Raw genomic sequence first — 18,589 nt, forward strand, 5'->3', positions numbered from 1 at the left:
GATGTTTCGGGCAGATGCCCGGTGGTGGGATTGCGGGGGCGACCCGGTGACGTCCAGGGGGCACGCGGCACCGGGTCGCGAGGGTCAGGACTTGGCGCCGTTGATCGTCGCCTCGTCGATGCCGATCCCCTCGACGCCGAACTCGGCCAGGATCCTCTTGTAGGTGCCGTCGTCCATGAGCGACTGCAGCGCGGCCTGGATCGCCTCGGCCAGAGCTTCGTCGTCCTTCAGGACGCCGATCCCGTTGAGCGTGGCGTTGTAGCCGGTGGGCGCCTCGGGGTCCTCGACGACCTCGAAGGTCTTGCCGTCGTTCGTCGTCTTGGCGACGTAGCCGGCGCTCGGCTTCGTGAGCAGCGAGGCGACGGCCTTGCCCGCTGTGATGGCCAGCTGAGCATCGGAGTCGGACGGGAACTCGGCGAGCTCGATGGGGTCGAGGCCCTCCGCCTTGCACTCCGCCTGCCACGTGTCGTTCACGAGGTCGACCTGGCTGGTCGCCGTCTGCACGGCGACGTCTTTGCCGCAGAGATCGAGGGACGTCTCGATGTCATCGGGGTTGCCGGCGCGGGTCAGGATGCCGGTGCCCGACGCGGAGTAGTCGACGAAGGTCAGCACGTCCATGCGCTCCACGCTCGACGTCATGGCCGACATCGTGACGTCGAAGTTCCCGGCCTGCAGGGCCGGGATGATGCCGTCGAAGCCCTGCTGGCCGAATTCGAAGTCGATGCCGAGCTTGGCGCCGATCGCCTGACCGAGCAGGACGTCGACACCGGTGAGCTCTTCCGAGCCCTCCTCGACGAACATCTCGAAAGGCGCGTACGGAGCATCGGTCGCGACGTTGACCGCCCCGGCCGACGCGATCTCTTCCGGAAGCAGTGCACGGGCGTCGTCGTCGATGTCGATCCTGACGCCCGCGATCTCGACGCCGTCCGCAGCGCTGCCGCTGGACGGGTTTCCGGTTCCGGCGGCCGAAGCGCAGCCGGCGACGAGGATGCCGGTCGCGGCGAGGGCGGCCGCGAAGAGGCCCGCGCGGCGCAGGCGAGGGGTGACGTGTTCCATCGGGGACCTTTCTCGTGGGCGCTCGACGGTGAGCGCCGGATCCATGATGTAACAGCAGTTACGAAAACTCAACAGAGATACCGATTTGTAATACAGATTCCGATGCGGTGATCCGACCGCGCGCCGACTCCCGCGACAGTGACTCAAAGTTTATCTTCAGGAGCTGCGATATAAACTTCAGTAACTGCATATTCATTCGAAAGGATCGACATGACCGCCTCGTCCCCCCTGGTCCTGCGCGCGGAGGAGGTGACGCGCGTCTACGGCCGCGGCGAAGCCGCCTTCGATGCCCTGCGCGGCGTCAGCCTCGACGTCCGCCGCGGCGAGTCGATCGCCGTCGTCGGCAAGTCCGGCTCAGGCAAGTCGACGCTCATGCACCTGCTCGCCCTCCTCGACCGTCCCACGTCCGGTCACATCGAGATCGACGGGCAGGATGCCGCCGAGCTGCACGAACGCGACCTGAACCGTCTCCGCAACGCGACGTTCGGCTTCGTGTTCCAGCAGTTCTTCCTGACCGCGAACCAGTCGGTGATCGAGAACGTCAGCTTGCCGCTGGTCATCGCCGGCGTCGCGCCGAAGGAGCGCCGCCGTCGCACGATGGAGACGCTCGATGCGCTCGGACTCGCCGACAAGGCGCGCAACCGCGCAGCCGATCTGTCGGGCGGCCAGAAGCAGCGCGTCGTGATCGCGAGGGCCCTCGTCAACGACCCGCAGGTGATCTTCGCCGACGAACCGACCGGCAACCTCGACTCCGCGACCGGCGCACAGGTGGAGGACATCCTCTTCGGCCTGCAGCGCCAGAGAGGCATCACGCTCGTGCTCGTCACGCACGACGCCCAGCTGGCCGCACGCTGCGACCGCGCGATCACGATCGCCGACGGCCTCATCACGACGGGCGGGGCACCGGGCGCGGCAACGGTGGGAGGTGCGCGATGAAGATCCGCGACATCTTCCGCAACGCTGCCCGCAACGCCTTCCGCAGCAGGCTGCGCACGACCCTGACGGTGCTGAGCCTGTTCGTCGGCGCCTTCACCCTCACCCTCACGACGGCGCTCGGGGCAGGCGTCAACGACTACGTCGAGCGTCAGGTCGCCACCCTCAGCTCGCAAGACATCCTGCTCGTGTCGCCGGCGGCAGCCGTCGACACCGGCGACGGTCCGGCCGAGTACGACCCGAACGGTCGTCAGCAGTCCGGCCAGGCCGGTCCGCTCGGTGCCGGCACCCTGCTCAACCGGGAGGACCTCGATGCGATCGAGGCGATAGACGACGTCGAGCGCGTGGAGCCGGTGAGTCAGATCTCGATCGACTGGGTCGAGGCATCCGGCGACGGCACCAGGTACGAGCTCGACGTCAACCCGACCTCGTCGATCGGCCAGAGCGACCTCGTGGCGGGCGAGCAGCTGGACCAGGACGAGTCGGCGGCCCAGCTCGTCCTGCCCGAGAGCTACCTCGACGTGCTCGGCTTCGCCGACGGCGGCTCTGCGGTCGGCGAGACGGTCACGCTCGGCTACACCGATTCGGCGGGCGCGACCCAGGAGGTCGACGTCGAGGTCGTCGGCGTCGCCCGCGAAAGCCTCTTCGCCGCGGGAGCCGGCGCGAACAGCGCCCTGGTGACGGAGGTAGCCGACGCTCAAGCCATCCCGGGGCAGCCGGAGGGCTGGCCCATCGCGGTCGCCTACCTGTCGGGATCGGGTGCCGACGGGGCCGTCACCGACGCCGACATCGCGTCCGTCAAGGCCGATCTCGCGGCCGACGACCTCGCGGGCCAGACCGTCGAGGACCAGCTCGGTGTGGTGCAGACCGTCCTCAACGGGATCATCGGGGTGCTCAGCGCCTTCGCGATCGTGGCCCTCATCGCGGCGTCGTTTGGTATCGTCAACACGCTGCTGATGAGCGTGCAGGAGCGCACGCGCGAGATCGGTCTGATGAAGGCGATGGGCATGTCGAACGGCCGGATCTTCTCGCTGTTCTCCTTCGAGGCGATCATCATCGGCCTGCTCGGCGCCACGATCGGGGCGCTCGCCGCGATCGGTGTGGGTTCCGCGATCGCGGGCGTCGCCGGCGAAACGGTGCTGTCGGGTCTGCCCGGCCTCCAGATCCTCCTCTTCCAGCCCGGAAACGTGATCGGTGTGATCATCGTCGTGACCTTCATCGCCTTCCTGTCGGGTGTGCTGCCGGCCCGGCGGGCGGCACGACAGGATCCGATCGAGTCGCTACGGTACGAGTGACCCGAGGAGCGCAGATCATGTCGACCAGTCCGCCCCGCCGCCGTGACGCGATCGAGAAGTCGGCCGCGATCGAGCGGGCGGCCGTGGACCTCGTGCTCGATCACGGCTACGACGACGTGACCGTCGACATGATCTGCGCTCGCGCGGGCGTGAGCCAGCGCACCTTCTTCAACCACTTCGGGACGAAGGATGCCGCGTTCCTGGGCGCCGAAGGCCCCAGCCTCGATGAACGCGCAGTGCGCGCGTTCATCGTGTCGTCGGGCCCGCTCCTCCTCGAGGCGGCGCAGCTGATCCGGATCGATCCCGGCGCGATGGCCGCCGACCCGCAGCTGATGGCGCGGCGCATCCGTGCCGTCGCCGGGAACCCCATCCTGGTCGCGCGCCAGATGGAGCGTTTCACCGCGATCGAGCACGAACTCACCGAGGTCATCCATCTCCGGCTTCGCACCCAGCATCCTGACGATCCCGACGAGGCGCTCCTCGAGGATGCCGAGATCATCACGCACATCCTCGCGGGTGTGATGCGCTACATCGCCCAGTCCTGGGCCGCACAGGCGGAGCGCGGCGAGACGCCGCAGGTCGCGCCCGCGACGATCGCGGAGAAGCTGACCCGCGCGGTGCGGAGGCTCTCGTGATGCAAAGCATCTCGCGGATGCTGTGGCCTTCACGTGTTCATCGGGGGAATCAGGCTCCTGCGCGGGTTCGCAACCACACGAAGCCGTAGGGCTCGAGGGTGAGTCCGCCGTCCAGCTGGACGCGCTGGTCGGTCAGCAGGTCGTGGGCGTCCGGGGCTAGGCCGGAGAAGGTCACTGCGTCGATATGGATGGGGTGGTCACCGACGTTGCCGAGGACGAGCACCGTGTGTGAGGCTCCTGGTCGCTGGTATCCGACGATCCCGGGGTGCGAGGTGTGGAAGGGGATCAGTGCGTTTCCGGCGAACTCGGGACACCTCCTGCGGGCGCTGATGAGTGCGGTGAGCCGCCGATGCACCCGTCCTGCGGTGGTGGAATCGTCACGGCGCGCCGCGTACGCGGCATCGGGGCGGAGGGGGCGATGAACCCACCTGCTGTCGCCGGCCCGCGCCGGATCGTCGCGGTAGGTGTAGTCGTTGAGCTGGGCGACTTCGTCTCCGAGGTAGAGCAGCGGAATGCCCCCGGTGGACAGAGCGATCGCGTGGGCGAGAACGACCCGGTCTTCGCCGCTGCTGTCTCCGGCTTCGATCCCTGCGAGCGATGCGGTGGTGCCGGCGATGCGCGCATCGCCGGTCTTCGGGTTCTCCTGGAAGGCGACGCCTCGGGAGGAGGTCCCCTCCACACGGCCCACGTAGAAGTCGTTGAGGTACCTGCGGTGCAGGTATCCGTCGATCGCGAATTCCGCCGCGTCCTCGTCGGCGAATGTCCAGCCGATGTCGTCGTGACTCCTCACGTAGTTCACCCACGCGGTTCCGGGCGGGAGTGCGTGGCGTCGGTCGAGGGCCTGCTGCAGCAGCCGGCCGTCACCGGTGGCGAGGGCCTCCCAGGTCAGCGCCATCTGCAGCGGGTTGTAGGAGATCTGGCATTCCTGGGGGGAGATATAGGACACGACCTCGTCGGGGTGCACGATCGCTTCGGATTTGAAGAGCACGGATGGTGCCCCCATGTGCAGAACGGCGTTGAATGCGCGCAGCAGGAGGTGCGCTTCCGGCAGGGATTCGCACGATGTCCCGAGGCGCTTCCAGATGAACGCGACCGCGTCCATGCGGAGGATCTCGACGCCCTGGTTCGCGAGGAACAGCATCTCCTCCGCCATCGCTCGGAACACGGCGGGATTGGCGTAGTTGAGGTCCCACTGAAAGTGATAGAAGGTGGCCCAGATCCACCGGCCGTCGGGCAGCTGCACGAACGACCCGGGATGATCGTCGGGGAAGATCTCGCGGACGGTCTGCTCGTAGCGGTCGGGCAGCTGGCGATCGGGGAAGATGAGGTAGTACTCCTCGAATCCCGGTTCCCCGGCGACGGCTTTGCGCGCCCACTCGTGCTCGTCTGAGGTGTGGTTGAAGATGAAGTCGACCACGAGTGAGATGCCCGCGAGGCGCAGTTCGGCCGCGAGTTCGGCCAGTTCCGCCATCGTTCCGAGAGCCGGGTTCACGCGCCGGTAGCTGGAGACGGCGTAGCCGCCGTCGCTGTTGCCTTCGGGGCTTTCGAACAGTGGCATCAGGTGCAGGTAGGTCAGGCCCAGCTCACGGAAGTAGGGGATCTGTTCGCGGACGCCGGCGAGGGTGCCGGCGAAGCGATCGACGTAGCAGACACCCCCCAGCATCCGCTCGGACTGGAACCAGTCCGGGTCGGCCTCCCGCCGTCTGTCGTGGGCCTTCAGCTCGATGGAGCGGGTGCGCCAGGATGCCGCCGCCGAGGCGACGACGCCGGCGAGAGCTTCGCGCCCGTCAGGGCGCTCTCCGTACAGCTGGACGAAGAGGTCATGCAGCACCGGAAACGACTTGTCGAACCGCGTGAGGAATGCGCCATCGTCGTGTCCGAGCGCTCTGCGTTCCGCCCCGAGTGCGAACTCGCGGTCGGCAGCGGAGTCGAGGTTCAATCGCGTCATGGTGCTCCCATCGTGCTGAAGCGAGCAGTGACTTGTCGAGGGCCGATCGTCGTGCTGACCAACGCCGCCCGAACCGGGTTGCCGTGTCCTTCCGGCGAGGTCTGCAACCTGCCGCGTGCGGCGGAGGTCTGGCGACGGTGCCGGTGTGGTGATTGGTCGTGGGGCGGCGGGCGGGGTGTGCCAATAACGCCTCAGAACGACGCCAAATCGCGGAGAACCGCATATGCCCGGACCACTATCGACCCGTCTGAATCGGCAGATCGCGCTCAGTTCGGCGAACGGTCCCTGGACATGGTGGGCGGCGCACCGGCAGATCTGCTGAGGACGAGCACCGGTCTGAACGGGATGGACGTCGCGAGACCGAGCACCATGATGGAGCCGAGTGCCAGTGTTCCCGCCCAGGCACCGCGCGGTTCGGTGAACGAGATTCGCCCTTCGCTGATCAGCGGCGTGAAGGCGACGAGGGCGACGGCCGCCGCAGCCGAGAAGACGCCCACGAGGACTCGGAGCCAGGTGCGTCCCTGGCTGCCGAAGCTGTAGCCGAGGCCGATGGCGATGAGCGCGACGGCCATCCCGGCCGTGCCGATCCCCTGCGCGAGTGCGGCGAGTGTGCCTGGCACGGTGAGCGGGAGCACAGCGAAGATGAGCGGCGACAACGCGAGCCACCGCCAGTGCGGCCGACCGCCCGTGCGGCGGATGTGTTCCGCCCAGCCCAGCAGTCCGCCGACGACTCCTGCGCCGCCGAGCACGGCCACGAAGGTCGCGTACCAGCCGAACGTCGACTCGGGGCCGGCGATCTCCGCCATGAAGGCTCGGAATCCGGCGGCCCAGGTGACGCCGAGGAGCGCGCCCAGGAGGATGCTCGGCGTCGCCGGACGCGTTCCGGCGCGGCCAGCGCGGATGTCGGCATCGGTCTGCAGGGTGTCCATCTCACACGCTCCCCTTCGCGCTCAAGCTGTCGAGCAGTCCCCGCTCGATGATGCCGATCGAGTCGTACTCGGCCAGGGCCGACTGCACCGCCCCGATCCGAGCCCTCATGCCTCTATCTCCGAGCACGCGGTCGGCTCCGCGCCTGAGGGCCCGGACGGAGGGTGTCTCCGAACGCAGATCCACCGCCAGGCCGCGATAGGCAAGTCTGGCGTTGATGTCGCCCTTGCCCTCGCGCGTGCCCGCGACCAGCAGCGGGATGCCGTGGCTGAGCGCGAGCAGCACACCTCCGAGGCCCCCATTGGTGACGTAGAGCTCCGCGTGAGGGAAGAGGAGGTCGAAGTCGACGAAGTCTTCGATCAGTACGTCGTCCTGCGAATAGCGGGATCGCAGCTCCTCAGTTCCGACGCCGCCGGTCACCACGACAAGCAGCCGGTCACCGCCCGCGAACGCTTCGATCGCCGGGATCATGAGCTTGCGCGGGTCGTGATTGTCGACGGTTCCCTGCGAGACGACCACAACCTGACCCGATCGCTCCACGATTCGGGGATCCAGCGCGGCCGGAGCAATCGGGCGGTACGGCAGCAGCGCGCCGACCCAGTCCGCGTTGTGTGGAACGTATACGTCGGGGAAGTCGAGCTCGGGAATCCCCACGTTGAACACCCGACGCGCGACATCCGGCTGCTGGGTGCAATCGAAGTAGTCCTCGACGGTCACCGGCGGCAGGCCTTCCTCCGCCAGGAACTCGTTGAAGGTCCCGACACCCTTCCGGCTGGCCGAGAGGAGCATGGCGCGAGCGACGCGGTTCACGGTCCTGCCCACGAACGTGCGAGGCGGTCGCAATCCGAAGAACGGTGTGATCGGTCTGCTGCCCCGCAGCGTCGGCGCGGCGATCGAGCCCATCACGAAGACGGGCACGCCAAGCACCTTCGCGGCGAGGTAGCCGGCATAGAAGGCCCCGTCGATCAGCAGAGCATCGAACGGAAATCGCTCGCGCGCGTCGCGGACGTCGTGGAACTGCGCCCCAACCGGACCGGCGAAGAAGACGTCCGCATCGAACTCGATAGCCTTCGGCCCTTTGAGCGTCTGGCGCTCCGGGAAAAGGACGTTCACGTTCTCCGCCGTCACCTCGGTCGCCTCCTTGTAGGGGACGACCTCGAGCCCCAGTCGCTCAACGCGTCCCGCGTACTCAGGACCCGCATACCACCTGACCTCGTGGCCGAGAGCGGCCAGCCGCACCGCCGGACCGGTGAGCGGGTTGAAGTGCCCCGCTGCAGGCACTGTCGCGACGAGAATCCGCATGTCCACCCCCAACCGGATGACGATGCCGACGAGAATTTTCGCTTTAGTTGGTCACTATACACACTCACTAGTGAGTGCGTCTAGTAAACTCTTCATGTGCCCCAGCCCCCTGATGAGCCCACCCGCCTGAACCCTCGCGGGCCGGGCGCGACCCACCGCGGCGTGCGCCGGCAGAAGGCCCTCGAAACCCGGTGGCGGATCATGGATGCCGCGCTCGCCGAGTTCACGGAGCGCGGCTATCACGACACGACCATGGCGGCCATCGCCGACCGAGCCGGGGTTGCCGTTCAAACGGTCTACCTCGGATTCGGCACGAAGGGCGGCCTCCTGGAAGAACTCGTGGGCAACGCCGTCATGGGTCGCACCCGCGCCGGGGAGATCGGGCGACCCGATGAAACGGAGGCGTACAGTCGTGCGCTGGCAGAGCCCGATGGTGTCAAGGCGCTCGAACTGTTTGTGGACGCAGCGTTGCCGGTTTACGCGCGGACGTCCGCGATCAGTGACGTCGGCCGAGCCGCATACGCGTCCGACCCGTATATCGCCGAGTGGTGGGTACGCAGCGAGGCGCTGCGGCTCGACGGATGCGTGCGCGTGGTGCAGTCGCTCGCCGAGAACGGCTGGCTGCGACCAGAGCTCAGTGTCGAGGAAGGGGCGGACATCCTCGCCACGACCCTGTCACCTCAGTCTTTCCTCGCCTTCACCGTTGACCGGGGCTGGACCGTCGATCACCTCGGGGAATGGCTCAAGCATGCCCTCCCACGACTGCTCCTCGATCCCGGACACTAGCGACCCGCGGCTTCGGTCATACGCGCAGCTTTGAACGGCTTACGCGTTTCGCGCCCGGGAGAGCAGGCGACGCAAGGTCGCATTCAGCGCCCGCAACTCTTCCGCGCCCAGCTCGGACGCGAGCAGATCCTGGCCACGCTGCGCGACCGGCGCGAGCTCGTCGTGCACTCGCGCGCCCTCGGTGGTCAGGTACATGGGGCGCGAGCCTCGTGGGCCGTCCACCATCACGATGAGGCCCTCTTCGGCGAGTCGGTTGACGGTCGGCGAGAGCTGGGACTTGTTGATCGTCAGGGCGTCCGCGATCTCGGACGCCGACTGCCCGGGCGTGATCGCGATGGCGGCAAGTATCCGCCAGTCGTTGGTCGATCTGCCCGAGGTCTCGCGGAAGCCCTGCGTCTGCGCGCTCACGAGGGCATTCGACAGCAGTGCGAGAAGTCTCGGGGTGAACTCGTCGGGCGCTATCGCGCTGGGCAGCGGGTCTGTGATGACGCCGTCGAGGTCGAGCGGCTGCTTCAGCGCCGTGAGCCGCGGTCGCTCTGCCGCCATCGTGGAGTCCTCCATCTGTCCGCGTCGCATCCTAGCGAGACAGCTCGGCCAGGGCGCGCAGGTTCAGCCGCGCGATGGAGCGCGTGTCTTGGAATGCGCGGATGCCCTCGATCCCCTGCTCCCGCCCCATGCCCGACTGCTTCATGCCGCCGAAGGGCGCGCGCAGGTCGAGTCGCGGCGCACCGTGGTCGTTGATCCAGACGTACCCGCACACGAGCTGCCGGCCGAGTCGCGCTGCCCGATCCTCGTCGGCGGACCACACCGATCCGCCGAGTCCCGCCCAATTGTCGTTGGCAAGTCCGACCGCCTCTTCTTCGGTGTCGAACGGGATGATCGGGACCACCGGCCCGAACGGCTCCTCCGCCACCACCCGCAGCGACGGATCAGGGTCCACGACGATGGCGGGCCGCACGAAGTTGCCGGCGCGCAGCTCGGGGTCGGAGGGCAGCTCGCCGAACTCGCGGACGGCGGCGCCCGCCTCACGTGCCTCGGCGACGAGCTCTTCGACGAACGCCTTCTGGTGCGCGGTGTGGACCGGGCCCATCGTGGTGGCGGGGTCGAGCCCGGCACCCAGCACGGTCTTCGACAGCCGCTGCGACAGCGCGTCCACGATGTCGTCGACCCGCGACCGGTGCACGTACAGCCGCTTCGCGTTCATGCAGATCTGGCCGGTCGAGGCGAACACCGCCGCGAAGAGCCGGTCCATGTGCGCGTCGTCGACGGGCGCGTCGTCGAGGAGGATCGCCGCGTCATTGCCGCCGAGCTCGAGGGTCACGCGCGTCAGGCTCTCCGCAGCAAGTGCCATGATGCGCTTGCCGCCGTTGACGGAGCCCGTGAAGCAGACCTTGGCGACCTCCGGATGACTGATCAGCGCGCCCATGTTCGCGTCGGTGCCGGTGACGACATTGAGCACGCCCGGAGGCAGCAGCTCCGCCATGCGGGCTGCCACTCGGGTGGTCGCGAGCGGTGCGCTGGGGGGCGGCTTGACGACGACGGTGTTCCCGGCGAGCAGCGCATAGGGAAGAGCTGTCGAGAGGATGCCGACCGGCCAGTTGAACGGCACGATGATGGTGACGACACCCAGGGGCTGGTACCCGACCTCGGTGTCGGTCGGCACGCCCGGCTCGCTCGTCAGCCACGTGGACTCGTCGACGCGGTGCGCCAGCCCCACGACGTGATGACTGCGGCGCTCGAGCATCGAGGTGTCGCGGATGCATTCCGCCAGGATCTTGCCGTTCTCCAGCGAGAGGATACGGGCGTCCTCTGCCGCCTCCTCGGCACCGCGCTTGACGGCGGCCAGGATCATCGCACCCCGATCCTCGGCCGTGAGCGCGCTCCAGGCCGGGAACGCGTCGCAGGCCGCGGCGACGGCATCCATCACATCTTCCGCGTTCGCGGCCGCCGCGCTGCCGATCACCGTTCCACGTGCCGGGTCGATGACCGGAAGTGACTGCGCGGTGGTGCGGTGCCGCCCTCCGATGAAGAGATCGGTCGTGATGGCGTTCTCGATCGTCGACGCTGTCATGCTCGGCACCTCTCCGTGCTCGTTCAGTCGTGTCGCCCGGGATGGTGCGCGCAGAGCGAGTGTATGGCGCCTCGCGTTGTGAATCAACCCAGTTCGTGCCGAACCAGTTCACTTTTTAACTAGATCCTGATAGCGTCGCCGTCATTGCTTGACCATTCGAAGAGGAGTGAGGATGAGCCACCAAGCGCTCTTGTCTGCGCCAGAGACCTCCGTGCCGGAGCTGGAGAACACCGCCTGGGAGCTCCGCCGGCTGCTGATGCGACTCAGCCACAGCTACAGCGGACCGATCCACGTCGGCGGCGACCTGTCGTCTGCCGACATCTTCACCGCTCTCTTCCACCACGGGCTCGCGATCGATCCGTCCGACATCGCGAATCCGTCGCGCGACCGCTTCGTGCTCAGCAAGGGACACGCCGCCGTCGCCATGTACTTGACGATGGCGCAGCGCGGTTTCTTCACCCTCGAGAGCATCTTCGACACGTATGGTCAGCTCGACAGTCCCTACGGCATGCACCCTTGCAAGGTGCAGCTGCCCGGCGTGGAATGCTCCACCGGTTCCCTGGGCCACGGCCTGCCCCTCGCCGTGGGCATGGCGCTGGCAGCGCGGCAGGGCGGCCAGGGGCATCGCGTCTTCACCCTTCTCGGCGACGGCGAGACCGGCGAGGGCTCGGTCTGGGAGGCGGCGCTGGCCGCGCGCAGCAACCGCCTGGGCAACCTCGTCGCCGTGGTCGACCGCAACCGCCAGCTGATGACCACCCACGACGAGGAGCTCGTCACCCTCGAGCCGTACACCGACAAGTGGGCAGCGTTCGGCTGGAACGTCGTCCACCTCGACGGACACGACATGGCCTCGCTCGTCGGCACGCTCGACTCGCTGCCTGCCGTCGACTCGAACACGCCGACGGTGCTGGTGTGCGAGACCGTCAAGGGCAAGGGCGTCGACTTCATGGAGGGCCAGATCGCCTGGCATGCCGGCTCGCTCGGCGACGAGGAACTGGAACGTGCGCTGGCGTCCCTCGAGACGCACCGCCCGGCGCTGGCGCAGGAAGGGATCCGCTGATGCCCACGGCAGTCACCACAGAACTCGTCTCGGCCCGATCGGTGATCGGCTCCACGCTCGCCGAGCTCGGAGCCGCCCACCCCGATCTCTGGGTGCTGACACCCGATATCGGCGGTTCGCTGGGCGAGTTCCGCGCCGGCTTCCCCGACCGCTTCGTGGACGTGGGGCTCGCCGAGCAGGCATGCGTCGGCATCGCCGCGGGCCTCGCCTACGACGGCAAGACGCCGGTCGTGTTCGGGATGCTTCCGTTCCTCAGCATGCGCGCTCTCGAGCAGATCCGCACCGACGTGTGCTACCCGAACCTGCCGGTGAAGATCGTCGGCTCGCACGGCGGTCTCGTCGGCAACGGCGGCTCGACGCACTATGCCGTGGAAGACATCGCATTGATGTTGGCCCTCACGAACATGACAGTGACCTCGGTCGCCGATCCGCTGATGGTCGGCGAGGTGCTCCGGGCGTCGATGGACCTCGACGGCCCGATCTACGTGCGCATCGGCGTGGGCAAGGCCGACCCGATCATCTACGAGCCGGGCACGGTGCACGTCAAGATCGGCAAGGGCATCGTGGCCCGCGAAGGGCGCGACCTCACGATCATGGCGCACGGCACGACTGTGCACCAGGCGCTGCAGGCGGCGGAGCTTCTCGCAGCAGAGGGCATCGACGCCCGGGTGATCGACATGTTCACCATCAAGCCGCTCGACGAAGAGCTCGTGCTCGCCTGCGCAGCCGAGACCGGCGCCATCGTCGTGGTGGAGGATCACCTGGCATACGGCGGTCTGGGGTCGCGCGTGGCCGACCTGCTCATGGATCGCGGCGCGGGAGGGGTGGCGTTCGAGCGCCTCGGCATCCCGCCGGTGTACGCCGGCTTCGGCCCCGACGCTGCCCTGCGCGAGAAGCACGGCTACGGGCTGTCGCAGACCGTCGCCGCTGCCCGGCGCCTCGCTGCCCAGAAGGAGGCACGCCGATGAGGACGGTCGCCGTCACCAAGATCGGTCGCCTCGCCGACCCGGATGAGACCGTCCGCGGGCGCGTCGACGTCATGGACTTCCCCCGGCAAGACCTCGGCCCCGAAGACGTGCGCATCCGCATCGCGTACTCGTCGATCTGCGGATCGGACCCGCATGTCGCGGAGGGCTTCTTCCGCACCGACGTGCCCTTCGGCCTCGGGCACGAGGTGTCGGGCGTGATCGTGGAACTCGGCGAGCGCGCGACCAAGAACGGACTGGCCGTCGGGGACCGGGTCGCCTGCAACTTCCTCAAGTTCTGCGGCACGTGTCGGGCGTGCACCGACGGGCGCCAGCAGTTCTGCGAGTTCCTGCGCAACGAGTACCGCCGCCCCGGTATGAGCGAAGAGGTCGTCTGGCACGAGTCGCAGGTGTACCGGCTCCCGGACTCGGTGTCGCTTCTGGAGGGCTGCCTGCTCGAGCCCACCTCGATCGCCGTCCGCATCGCCGACAAGGCGAGAATCCGCGTCGGCGACCGGGTCGTCATCTGCGGTGGCGGACCCATCGGCCAGCTCACGCTGCAGATGCTGAAGAAGGCGGGTGCGACGAGCCTCACGCTGATCGAGCCCCTCGCCGAGAGGCGCGAGCTCGCGCTGGCCACCGGCGCCGAGCACGTCATCGACCCGATCGGCGAGGACCAGTCCGCGCGCGCGGACGAGATCACCGAGGGTCGCGGCTACGACCTCGTCGTCGATGCCTCGGGATCACCCCGGGCGGTGCGCGGTCTGCTCGACCTCGCCACCAAAGGCGGCATGGTGCTCTACGGCGCGCTGTACCCGCACGACTATGAGCTGCCCGTGAACCTCGCAGAATACCTGTACCAGCGCGAGCTGACGCTCACGGGCGTGTTCGTCGCGCCCTACACGTTCCCTCGCGCGCTGCAGCTGCTGCCGCACCTCGAGCTGACCGCGCTGACCCGGGCGGTATTCCCGCTGGAGGACGCGGCCGAGGCCTTCCAGGTGCACCTGAGCGGGCAGCATCCGAAAGTCGTGCTCCGCTGCAACGACCTCGATGACTTTTCCGGCGACGACAACGAGAAGGAGCGGAACCGTGGCGCTTGACGGCAAGGTGGCCATCATCACGGGTGGCGCCGGCGGCATCGGCCAGGCGACGGTGCGGAAGTTCCTCCGCGACGGTGCGAAGGTCGTCGTCGCCGACCTGGACCTCGGGAAGGCCCAGTCGGTCGTCGACGAGGCCGAGGCCGATGGCTTCGCAAGGTCCGCGATCGCGGTCCGCGTCGACGTTTCTTCTCACGACGACGTCGTGGCGCTGGTGGCGCGTGCGGTGGAGGCGTTCGGGCGCCTCGACATCATGTTCAACAACGCCGGCATCGCGGGTGGGCGTCCTCTCCTCGAGCAGACGCCCGAGCGGGACTACTACCCCATGATCCGCATCGACCAAGACAGCGTGTACTTCGGCATCCTCGCCGCCGCGCGCCAGTTCGTCGCCCAGAACTCCCCCGGCGTCATCATCAGCACGTCTTCGATCTACGGGGAGTCCGCCGCCGAGAACGCGATGGTCTACGGGGCGGCGAAGGCAGCCGTGATCTCGTTCACGCGTTCCGCGGCGTACGAACTCGGGCCGCTCGGCATCCGCGCCGTCGCCATCACGCCGGGACGCGTGAACACCCCGATGATCCAGCGGCTGGGCCCCGAGCTCGGCGAGCTGTTCAAATCCCAGCAGGTCAGCGGCAAGCTCACCGAGCCGGTGGAGATCGCGAATACCGTCGCCTTCCTCGCCTCGGACGACGCCTCGGCGATCACCGGCACCGTCGTGCACGTCGACGAAGGCTACTCGGCGTTCAAGCAGCGGTTCGCGCCGCCCCGGTTCGACTGATGGACGCCGCGAGCACTCCGCTCGACGTCGCCTGCCAGCTCGGCATCGTCGGACCGGGCCTCGACCCGGCTCTGCTCTCGCGGGCGCTGCCGCCTCTGGCCGAGGCGGGTTTTCGCCGCGTCGTGCTGCCGCGGATCGCCCCCGACGCGCCGGTGGACCTGTCGCGGATCGCCGCGCTGCTCGCCGAGAGCGGGCTGGCACCGATCGGCATGGCGGGACAGACGCCCGACGCCGACGTCGGCTCGGCGGACCCGGCGGTGCGGGCACGCGGGCTCGAGATGCTGCGTCACGCCGTCGAGGTGACGTCGCGTCTCGGCGGCGACCAGTTGAACGGGGTGCCGTACGGCGCCTATGGCAAGGCTGACAGCGCGCCCGGCCAGCGCGCCTTCGAGCACGCCGCACGGGCGGTGGGGCAGGTGGCGAACGAGGCGCACGAGCGCGGCATCCGGATGACGTTCGAGGTGCTGAATCGCTACGAGACGCCGATGGTCAACACGGCGCCACAGGCTGTGGCGTTCGTCGAAGCGAGCGGCTCGCCACACCTCGGCATCCACCTGGACACCTTCCACATGTCGATCGAAGAGGAAGGGATCGCCCTGGCCGTGCGCACGGCCCTTCCGCACCTCGCGTACGTGGAGCTCGGTCAATCCGGACGGGGTGCGCTGAGCACAGGCGTCCTCGACATGGAGAGCACCGTCGCCATCATTCTCGACGAGGGGTACGACGGGCGATGGGGCGTGGAAGCCTTCACACGCGCCCTGCTGCCCGGCGTCGTGGCCGACCGGCTCGCGATCTGGCGGGAGCCGTACGCCGACGGGCTGCGGGTCGCCGCGGACGCGCAGCGGGTGATCCGCAACGGCTGGGCGCGCAGCTCGGTGGGGCGCCGCGCGGCGCGCGAGCAACGAGCCGCGGAGGCTCGGACGCGCCAGCCTTCGACGGAGCCGGTGCGGTAGCGTCCTCCTATGCGAGCGGACCGATGACGCTGGAGCTCAGGCAGCTCATCTACGCAGTGGCGACAGCGCGCGCGGGTTCGTTCTCGCGCGCCGCCAATGAACTCGGCCTCGCCCAGCCGTCGCTGAGCGCCGCCATCTCGCAGCTCGAATCGGAGCTTGGAGTGAAGCTGTTCGAACGAAGCTCACGCGGCGTGGTCCCCACCGCAGTGGGGGCTTACGTCGTCCGCCAAGGGCAGCGCGTGCTGCGCGATGTCGATGAATTGCGGTCGACCGTGCGATCGATGGCCAGCGGCGCGACCGGGGCGATCACCTTCGGCGTGGCGCCCGTGCTCGCCTGGCAGTCCGCTCCAGCGATCATGCGCGCGTTCACTGCCGCCTGGCCGGACGCCGAGCTGTCGGTGCGGGAACGCAATGCCTCCGAGATCATCGAGCTGCTGATCGAAGGGGCCATCGACGTGGGGATGGTCGCGACGGCGTCGACGGCGCATCTGCGCGATTTTCACCGGGGCGTGCTGGTGGTCGAGGCCCTCGGCTCGGTCAACCTGATCGCCGCACTCCCGCAACGGTATGCGGCGAGCGCCGATCCGATCTCGCTCGCCGAGATCGCCGACGAAGAGATCGCAATACCTCCGCCATCGACGCGCACGTTCGGACTTCGCGCCGGCATTCTGCGCGCTTTCGATCAGGCCGGGATCCCCACCCCCAGGATCCGTGACGTGCCGTCACTGTTCGAGGCCATCCCGTTGGCTATGGCGGGCATCGCAGTGGCCATCATCCCCGAGGGCATGCGCTCGGCGATCACGTCTCCCGACCTCGTGCTCCGGAGCATCCATAACGGTCCCGCGCCGCTGGACATCTCGCTGCTGCGTGGCGCGCGCAACACCTCCCCCGCCGTTACTCGGTTCGCACGGATTGCACGCGAGACGATGCGGGACCAGATGAAAGAGCGTCCCTCAGCTCGATGACGTCCAAGTCGTCAGGCACCAGGAATCGCCCCGCGAAGGAATCGGCCTCGCGCAGCCACAGCTCTCGAGCCGCCCCCCGGGGCACGAGGTGATGGAGCGCGAGCTGCCGGGCACCGGCCTCACTGGCGATCCGGATCGCCTCCTCCGGCGAGGTATGAGAGGAATAGTGGTGGTCGCGAACTGCGCGGGCGGAGTCGTCCCGGGTGCGCTCGTACTGCTCCTCCACCCAGGCGAAGTCCAACGCTTCGTGAAGCAGCAGGTCGGCATCGCGGGCAAGGCGGATGACGTTGTCCGTCGGACCCGTGTCGCCCGAAATCGCCACGACTCCGTCGTCCGTCTCGACTCGATAGCCGAACGCGGGTGCCATGGGCGCGTGCTTGACGAGGGTCGCTGACACCCGCACCGCGTCGTCCTCGAAGACCACGAAGGGCTCCATCTCGGGTGTCGGATTGTCATTCGGGTGAAAGCCGAGCGCGGCGGGGATCTGGATCTCTTGCGCTGTGAACCAGTCCAGCGGCGTCGGCTTGAGCGAGTCCAGAAGCCGATCGTTGATGTCGGTCGCGAATCCCCGCAGCAGGGCGTCGACGGTGTCGATCATGCCGGGCGTCGGGTTCTCAGGGAACACTGGTGTGACCGACGTCGTGCCGCGCGTGCTCACCGGAGGCAGCACGCCCCGCGGTCCCGGACCGATGACCGGTATGCGATGCGTCGGCGGAATCGGCATGCGCATGATGCCGAACACCATGAGGGCGCCCAGATCCACGATGTGATCCGAGTGGAGGTGCGTGATGAAGATTCCCCGGAGGCTGCCGAAAGGCAGCCCCGCGCGGACCATCTGACGGCCGACGCCCGAACCCGCGTCGATGAGGTAGGTGCGATCGCCCACGATGACCGCCGTAGCGATCCCGGTTCGCTGCGCATCGGCGCTCCAGACCGGGCCGCCCGCCGTCCCCAGCGTGATCACCCGCGTGCCCACCCTCATGCGCGGACTGCCCGGACGTTCTGCGTGACCGGCCTCTTCGCCTGCTGGATGAGCTCGAACACCTCGGCGCGAAGCTCACCGAATCGCGAGAGGTTCTTCGTCTCGACCTGGTGGCGGTTCGAGGGCAGGTCGACGGTGATGTCACGCGCGACCTGCGCCGGCGCGCCGGAGAGCACGACCACGCGGTCACCGAGGTACACCGCCTCGTCGATGTCGTGCGTCACGAAGAGAACCGTCATGCTCAGCCGACGACTCATGTCGAGGACCAGATCCTCCAGTTCGATGCGCGTTTGCGCATCGACCGCCGCGAACGGCTCATCCATGAGGAGCACGTCGGGTTGATAAGCCAGCCCGCGTGCGATCGCCGCGCGCTGCTGCATGCCGCCGGACATCTCCCAGGGGTACAGCTTTCCTTTGCCGGCGAGGCCGACGTTCGCCAGCGCTTCCTCGATGATGGCCGGACGCTCCGCCTTCGGGAACTTCGCCTTGTGCAGCGGCAGCTCCACGTTCTTCTCGACGGTCATCCACGGCAGCAGGCTGCGGGAGTAGTCCTGGAAGATGACGGCCAGCTTCGCCGGGGGTTCGGTCACGGTCTCACCCTCGAAAACCACCCGTCCGGAGGTCGGACGGGTGAGTCCCGCCATGCACTTCAGCAGCGTGGTCTTGCCCGACCCGGACGGCCCCACGACGCAGACGAACTGCCCCTTGCCGACGGCGAAGTCGACGCCGTTGAGGATCTGGGCGCGGGATTCACCGGTTGCGTACGCCTTGCCGAGGTCCTCGACGACGAGGATGTTGTCTTGAGACATCAGAGTGCTCACTTTCGTTGTCACCGG

General features: G+C 68.1%; 18 protein-coding genes. 10 read left to right on the forward strand and 8 right to left on the reverse strand.

The genetic code is table 11. The features are described 5' to 3' along the window. Positions 1-84: 84 nt before the first annotated feature. Positions 85-1,056 (reverse strand): ABC transporter substrate-binding protein, encoded by a 972-nt coding sequence (locus ACN9MP_RS15895; RefSeq protein ID WP_426321753.1) that lies wholly within the window; start codon positions 1,054-1,056, stop codon positions 85-87. A gap of 210 nt (positions 1,057-1,266) precedes the next feature. Between ACN9MP_RS15895 and ACN9MP_RS15900 the strand changes: the two genes are divergently transcribed. The 3 genes from ACN9MP_RS15900 to ACN9MP_RS15910 are packed head-to-tail and all read left to right on the forward strand — an operon-like array spanning position 1,267 to position 3,919. Continuing rightward, on the forward strand, positions 1,267-1,992 hold the full coding sequence (locus ACN9MP_RS15900; protein WP_426321755.1) for an ABC transporter ATP-binding protein: 726 nt from the start codon (positions 1,267-1,269) through the stop codon (positions 1,990-1,992). After that, positions 1,989-3,284, forward strand: coding sequence for an ABC transporter permease (locus tag ACN9MP_RS15905; RefSeq protein WP_426321756.1), 1,296 nt, complete (start codon positions 1,989-1,991; stop codon positions 3,282-3,284). The genes ACN9MP_RS15900 and ACN9MP_RS15905 overlap by 4 nt, the downstream gene beginning before the upstream one ends. A 17-nt stretch (positions 3,285-3,301) precedes the next feature. Then, the gene (locus ACN9MP_RS15910; protein WP_426321758.1) at positions 3,302-3,919 is read left to right on the forward strand and encodes a TetR/AcrR family transcriptional regulator; all 618 of its coding nucleotides are present in this window, start codon (positions 3,302-3,304) and stop codon (positions 3,917-3,919) included. A gap of 49 nt (positions 3,920-3,968) precedes the next feature. Here ACN9MP_RS15910 and ACN9MP_RS15915 read toward each other — a convergent pair whose 3' ends face one another. From ACN9MP_RS15915 to ACN9MP_RS15925, 3 genes are all read right to left on the reverse strand, one after another. Continuing rightward, on the reverse strand, positions 3,969-5,867 hold the full coding sequence (locus ACN9MP_RS15915; protein WP_426321760.1) for an amylosucrase: 1,899 nt from the start codon (positions 5,865-5,867) through the stop codon (positions 3,969-3,971). Between the two features lie 266 nt (positions 5,868-6,133). Beyond that, complete coding sequence (locus ACN9MP_RS15920) at positions 6,134-6,796, reverse strand: hypothetical protein (RefSeq protein WP_426321761.1); 663 nt, start codon at positions 6,794-6,796, stop codon at positions 6,134-6,136. Between the two features lies 1 nt (position 6,797). Then, entirely contained in the window at positions 6,798-8,096 is a 1,299-nt protein-coding gene (locus ACN9MP_RS15925) for a glycosyltransferase (protein ID WP_426321762.1), read from the reverse strand. A gap of 96 nt (positions 8,097-8,192) precedes the next feature. On the opposite strand from ACN9MP_RS15925, the gene ACN9MP_RS15930 reads away from it, so the two are divergent. Then, positions 8,193-8,882: a TetR/AcrR family transcriptional regulator gene (locus ACN9MP_RS15930; RefSeq protein WP_426321764.1), complete on the forward strand. Its 690-nt coding sequence runs from the start codon at positions 8,193-8,195 to the stop codon at positions 8,880-8,882. A 39-nt stretch (positions 8,883-8,921) separates the two neighbouring features. Here ACN9MP_RS15930 and ACN9MP_RS15935 read toward each other — a convergent pair whose 3' ends face one another. After that, positions 8,922-9,428: a MarR family winged helix-turn-helix transcriptional regulator gene (locus ACN9MP_RS15935; RefSeq protein WP_426321766.1), complete on the reverse strand. Its 507-nt coding sequence runs from the start codon at positions 9,426-9,428 to the stop codon at positions 8,922-8,924. Between the two features lie 31 nt (positions 9,429-9,459). Then, the gene (locus tag ACN9MP_RS15940; RefSeq protein WP_426321768.1) at positions 9,460-10,953 is read right to left on the reverse strand and encodes an aldehyde dehydrogenase family protein; all 1,494 of its coding nucleotides are present in this window, start codon (positions 10,951-10,953) and stop codon (positions 9,460-9,462) included. A 172-nt stretch (positions 10,954-11,125) separates the two neighbouring features. On the opposite strand from ACN9MP_RS15940, the gene ACN9MP_RS15945 reads away from it, so the two are divergent. Genes ACN9MP_RS15945 through ACN9MP_RS15970 form a run of 6 tightly spaced genes read left to right on the forward strand, consistent with a single transcriptional unit; the run spans position 11,126 to position 16,771 of the window. After that, positions 11,126-12,013: a transketolase gene (locus tag ACN9MP_RS15945; protein WP_426321769.1), complete on the forward strand. Its 888-nt coding sequence runs from the start codon at positions 11,126-11,128 to the stop codon at positions 12,011-12,013. Then, entirely contained in the window at positions 12,013-12,981 is a 969-nt protein-coding gene (locus ACN9MP_RS15950) for a transketolase family protein (RefSeq protein ID WP_426321771.1), read from the forward strand. The genes ACN9MP_RS15945 and ACN9MP_RS15950 overlap by 1 nt, the downstream gene beginning before the upstream one ends. After that, positions 12,978-14,078, forward strand: a complete 1,101-nt coding sequence (locus tag ACN9MP_RS15955) for a zinc-dependent alcohol dehydrogenase (protein ID WP_426321773.1) — start codon at positions 12,978-12,980, stop codon at positions 14,076-14,078. The genes ACN9MP_RS15950 and ACN9MP_RS15955 overlap by 4 nt, the downstream gene beginning before the upstream one ends. After that, positions 14,068-14,853 carry an SDR family NAD(P)-dependent oxidoreductase gene (locus tag ACN9MP_RS15960; RefSeq protein ID WP_426321774.1) on the forward strand — a complete coding sequence of 262 codons (786 nt, stop codon included), beginning with the start codon at positions 14,068-14,070 and terminating at the stop codon, positions 14,851-14,853. Before ACN9MP_RS15955 ends, ACN9MP_RS15960 begins: the two co-directional genes overlap by 11 nt. Then, positions 14,853-15,806: a sugar phosphate isomerase/epimerase family protein gene (locus ACN9MP_RS15965; RefSeq protein WP_426321776.1), complete on the forward strand. Its 954-nt coding sequence runs from the start codon at positions 14,853-14,855 to the stop codon at positions 15,804-15,806. The genes ACN9MP_RS15960 and ACN9MP_RS15965 overlap by 1 nt, the downstream gene beginning before the upstream one ends. 23 nt (positions 15,807-15,829) lie before the next feature. Continuing rightward, a complete protein-coding gene (locus tag ACN9MP_RS15970) occupies positions 15,830-16,771 on the forward strand; it encodes a LysR family transcriptional regulator (protein WP_426321778.1) in 942 nt (313 codons plus the stop codon). Here the strand turns inward: ACN9MP_RS15970 and ACN9MP_RS15975 are convergent. Together ACN9MP_RS15975 and ACN9MP_RS15980 are read right to left on the reverse strand one after the other, a co-directional pair. Then, positions 16,701-17,753, reverse strand: a complete 1,053-nt coding sequence (locus ACN9MP_RS15975) for an MBL fold metallo-hydrolase (RefSeq protein ID WP_426321780.1) — start codon at positions 17,751-17,753, stop codon at positions 16,701-16,703. The genes ACN9MP_RS15970 and ACN9MP_RS15975 overlap by 71 nt on opposite strands. Further along, on the reverse strand, positions 17,750-18,562 hold the full coding sequence (locus ACN9MP_RS15980; RefSeq protein ID WP_426321782.1) for an ABC transporter ATP-binding protein: 813 nt from the start codon (positions 18,560-18,562) through the stop codon (positions 17,750-17,752). Before ACN9MP_RS15980 ends, ACN9MP_RS15975 begins: the two co-directional genes overlap by 4 nt. Between the last annotated feature and the right edge of the window lie 27 nt (positions 18,563-18,589).

This window comes from Microbacterium sp. E-13 (assembly GCF_049912955.1).
Lineage (GTDB): Bacteria > Actinomycetota > Actinomycetes > Actinomycetales > Microbacteriaceae > Microbacterium.

Coding starts and splice junctions, on each gene's coding strand:
- ACN9MP_RS15915 (WP_426321760.1), bottom strand. CDS start 5,867: ATGACGCGATTGAACCTCGACTCCGCTGCCGACCGCGAGTTCGCACTC.
- ACN9MP_RS15935 (WP_426321766.1), bottom strand. CDS start 9,428: ATGGCGGCAGAGCGACCGCGGCTCACGGCGCTGAAGCAGCCGCTCGAC.
- ACN9MP_RS15925 (WP_426321762.1), bottom strand. CDS start 8,096: ATGCGGATTCTCGTCGCGACAGTGCCTGCAGCGGGGCACTTCAACCCG.
- ACN9MP_RS15980 (WP_426321782.1), bottom strand. CDS start 18,562: ATGTCTCAAGACAACATCCTCGTCGTCGAGGACCTCGGCAAGGCGTAC.
- ACN9MP_RS15895 (WP_426321753.1), bottom strand. CDS start 1,056: ATGGAACACGTCACCCCTCGCCTGCGCCGCGCGGGCCTCTTCGCGGCC.
- ACN9MP_RS15920 (WP_426321761.1), bottom strand. CDS start 6,796: ATGGACACCCTGCAGACCGATGCCGACATCCGCGCTGGCCGCGCCGGA.
- ACN9MP_RS15900 (WP_426321755.1), top strand. CDS start 1,267: ATGACCGCCTCGTCCCCCCTGGTCCTGCGCGCGGAGGAGGTGACGCGC.
- ACN9MP_RS15950 (WP_426321771.1), top strand. CDS start 12,013: ATGCCCACGGCAGTCACCACAGAACTCGTCTCGGCCCGATCGGTGATC.
- ACN9MP_RS15975 (WP_426321780.1), bottom strand. CDS start 17,753: ATGAGGGTGGGCACGCGGGTGATCACGCTGGGGACGGCGGGCGGCCCG.
- ACN9MP_RS15965 (WP_426321776.1), top strand. CDS start 14,853: ATGGACGCCGCGAGCACTCCGCTCGACGTCGCCTGCCAGCTCGGCATC.
- ACN9MP_RS15940 (WP_426321768.1), bottom strand. CDS start 10,953: ATGACAGCGTCGACGATCGAGAACGCCATCACGACCGATCTCTTCATC.
- ACN9MP_RS15970 (WP_426321778.1), top strand. CDS start 15,830: ATGACGCTGGAGCTCAGGCAGCTCATCTACGCAGTGGCGACAGCGCGC.
- ACN9MP_RS15905 (WP_426321756.1), top strand. CDS start 1,989: ATGAAGATCCGCGACATCTTCCGCAACGCTGCCCGCAACGCCTTCCGC.
- ACN9MP_RS15910 (WP_426321758.1), top strand. CDS start 3,302: ATGTCGACCAGTCCGCCCCGCCGCCGTGACGCGATCGAGAAGTCGGCC.
- ACN9MP_RS15945 (WP_426321769.1), top strand. CDS start 11,126: ATGAGCCACCAAGCGCTCTTGTCTGCGCCAGAGACCTCCGTGCCGGAG.
- ACN9MP_RS15955 (WP_426321773.1), top strand. CDS start 12,978: ATGAGGACGGTCGCCGTCACCAAGATCGGTCGCCTCGCCGACCCGGAT.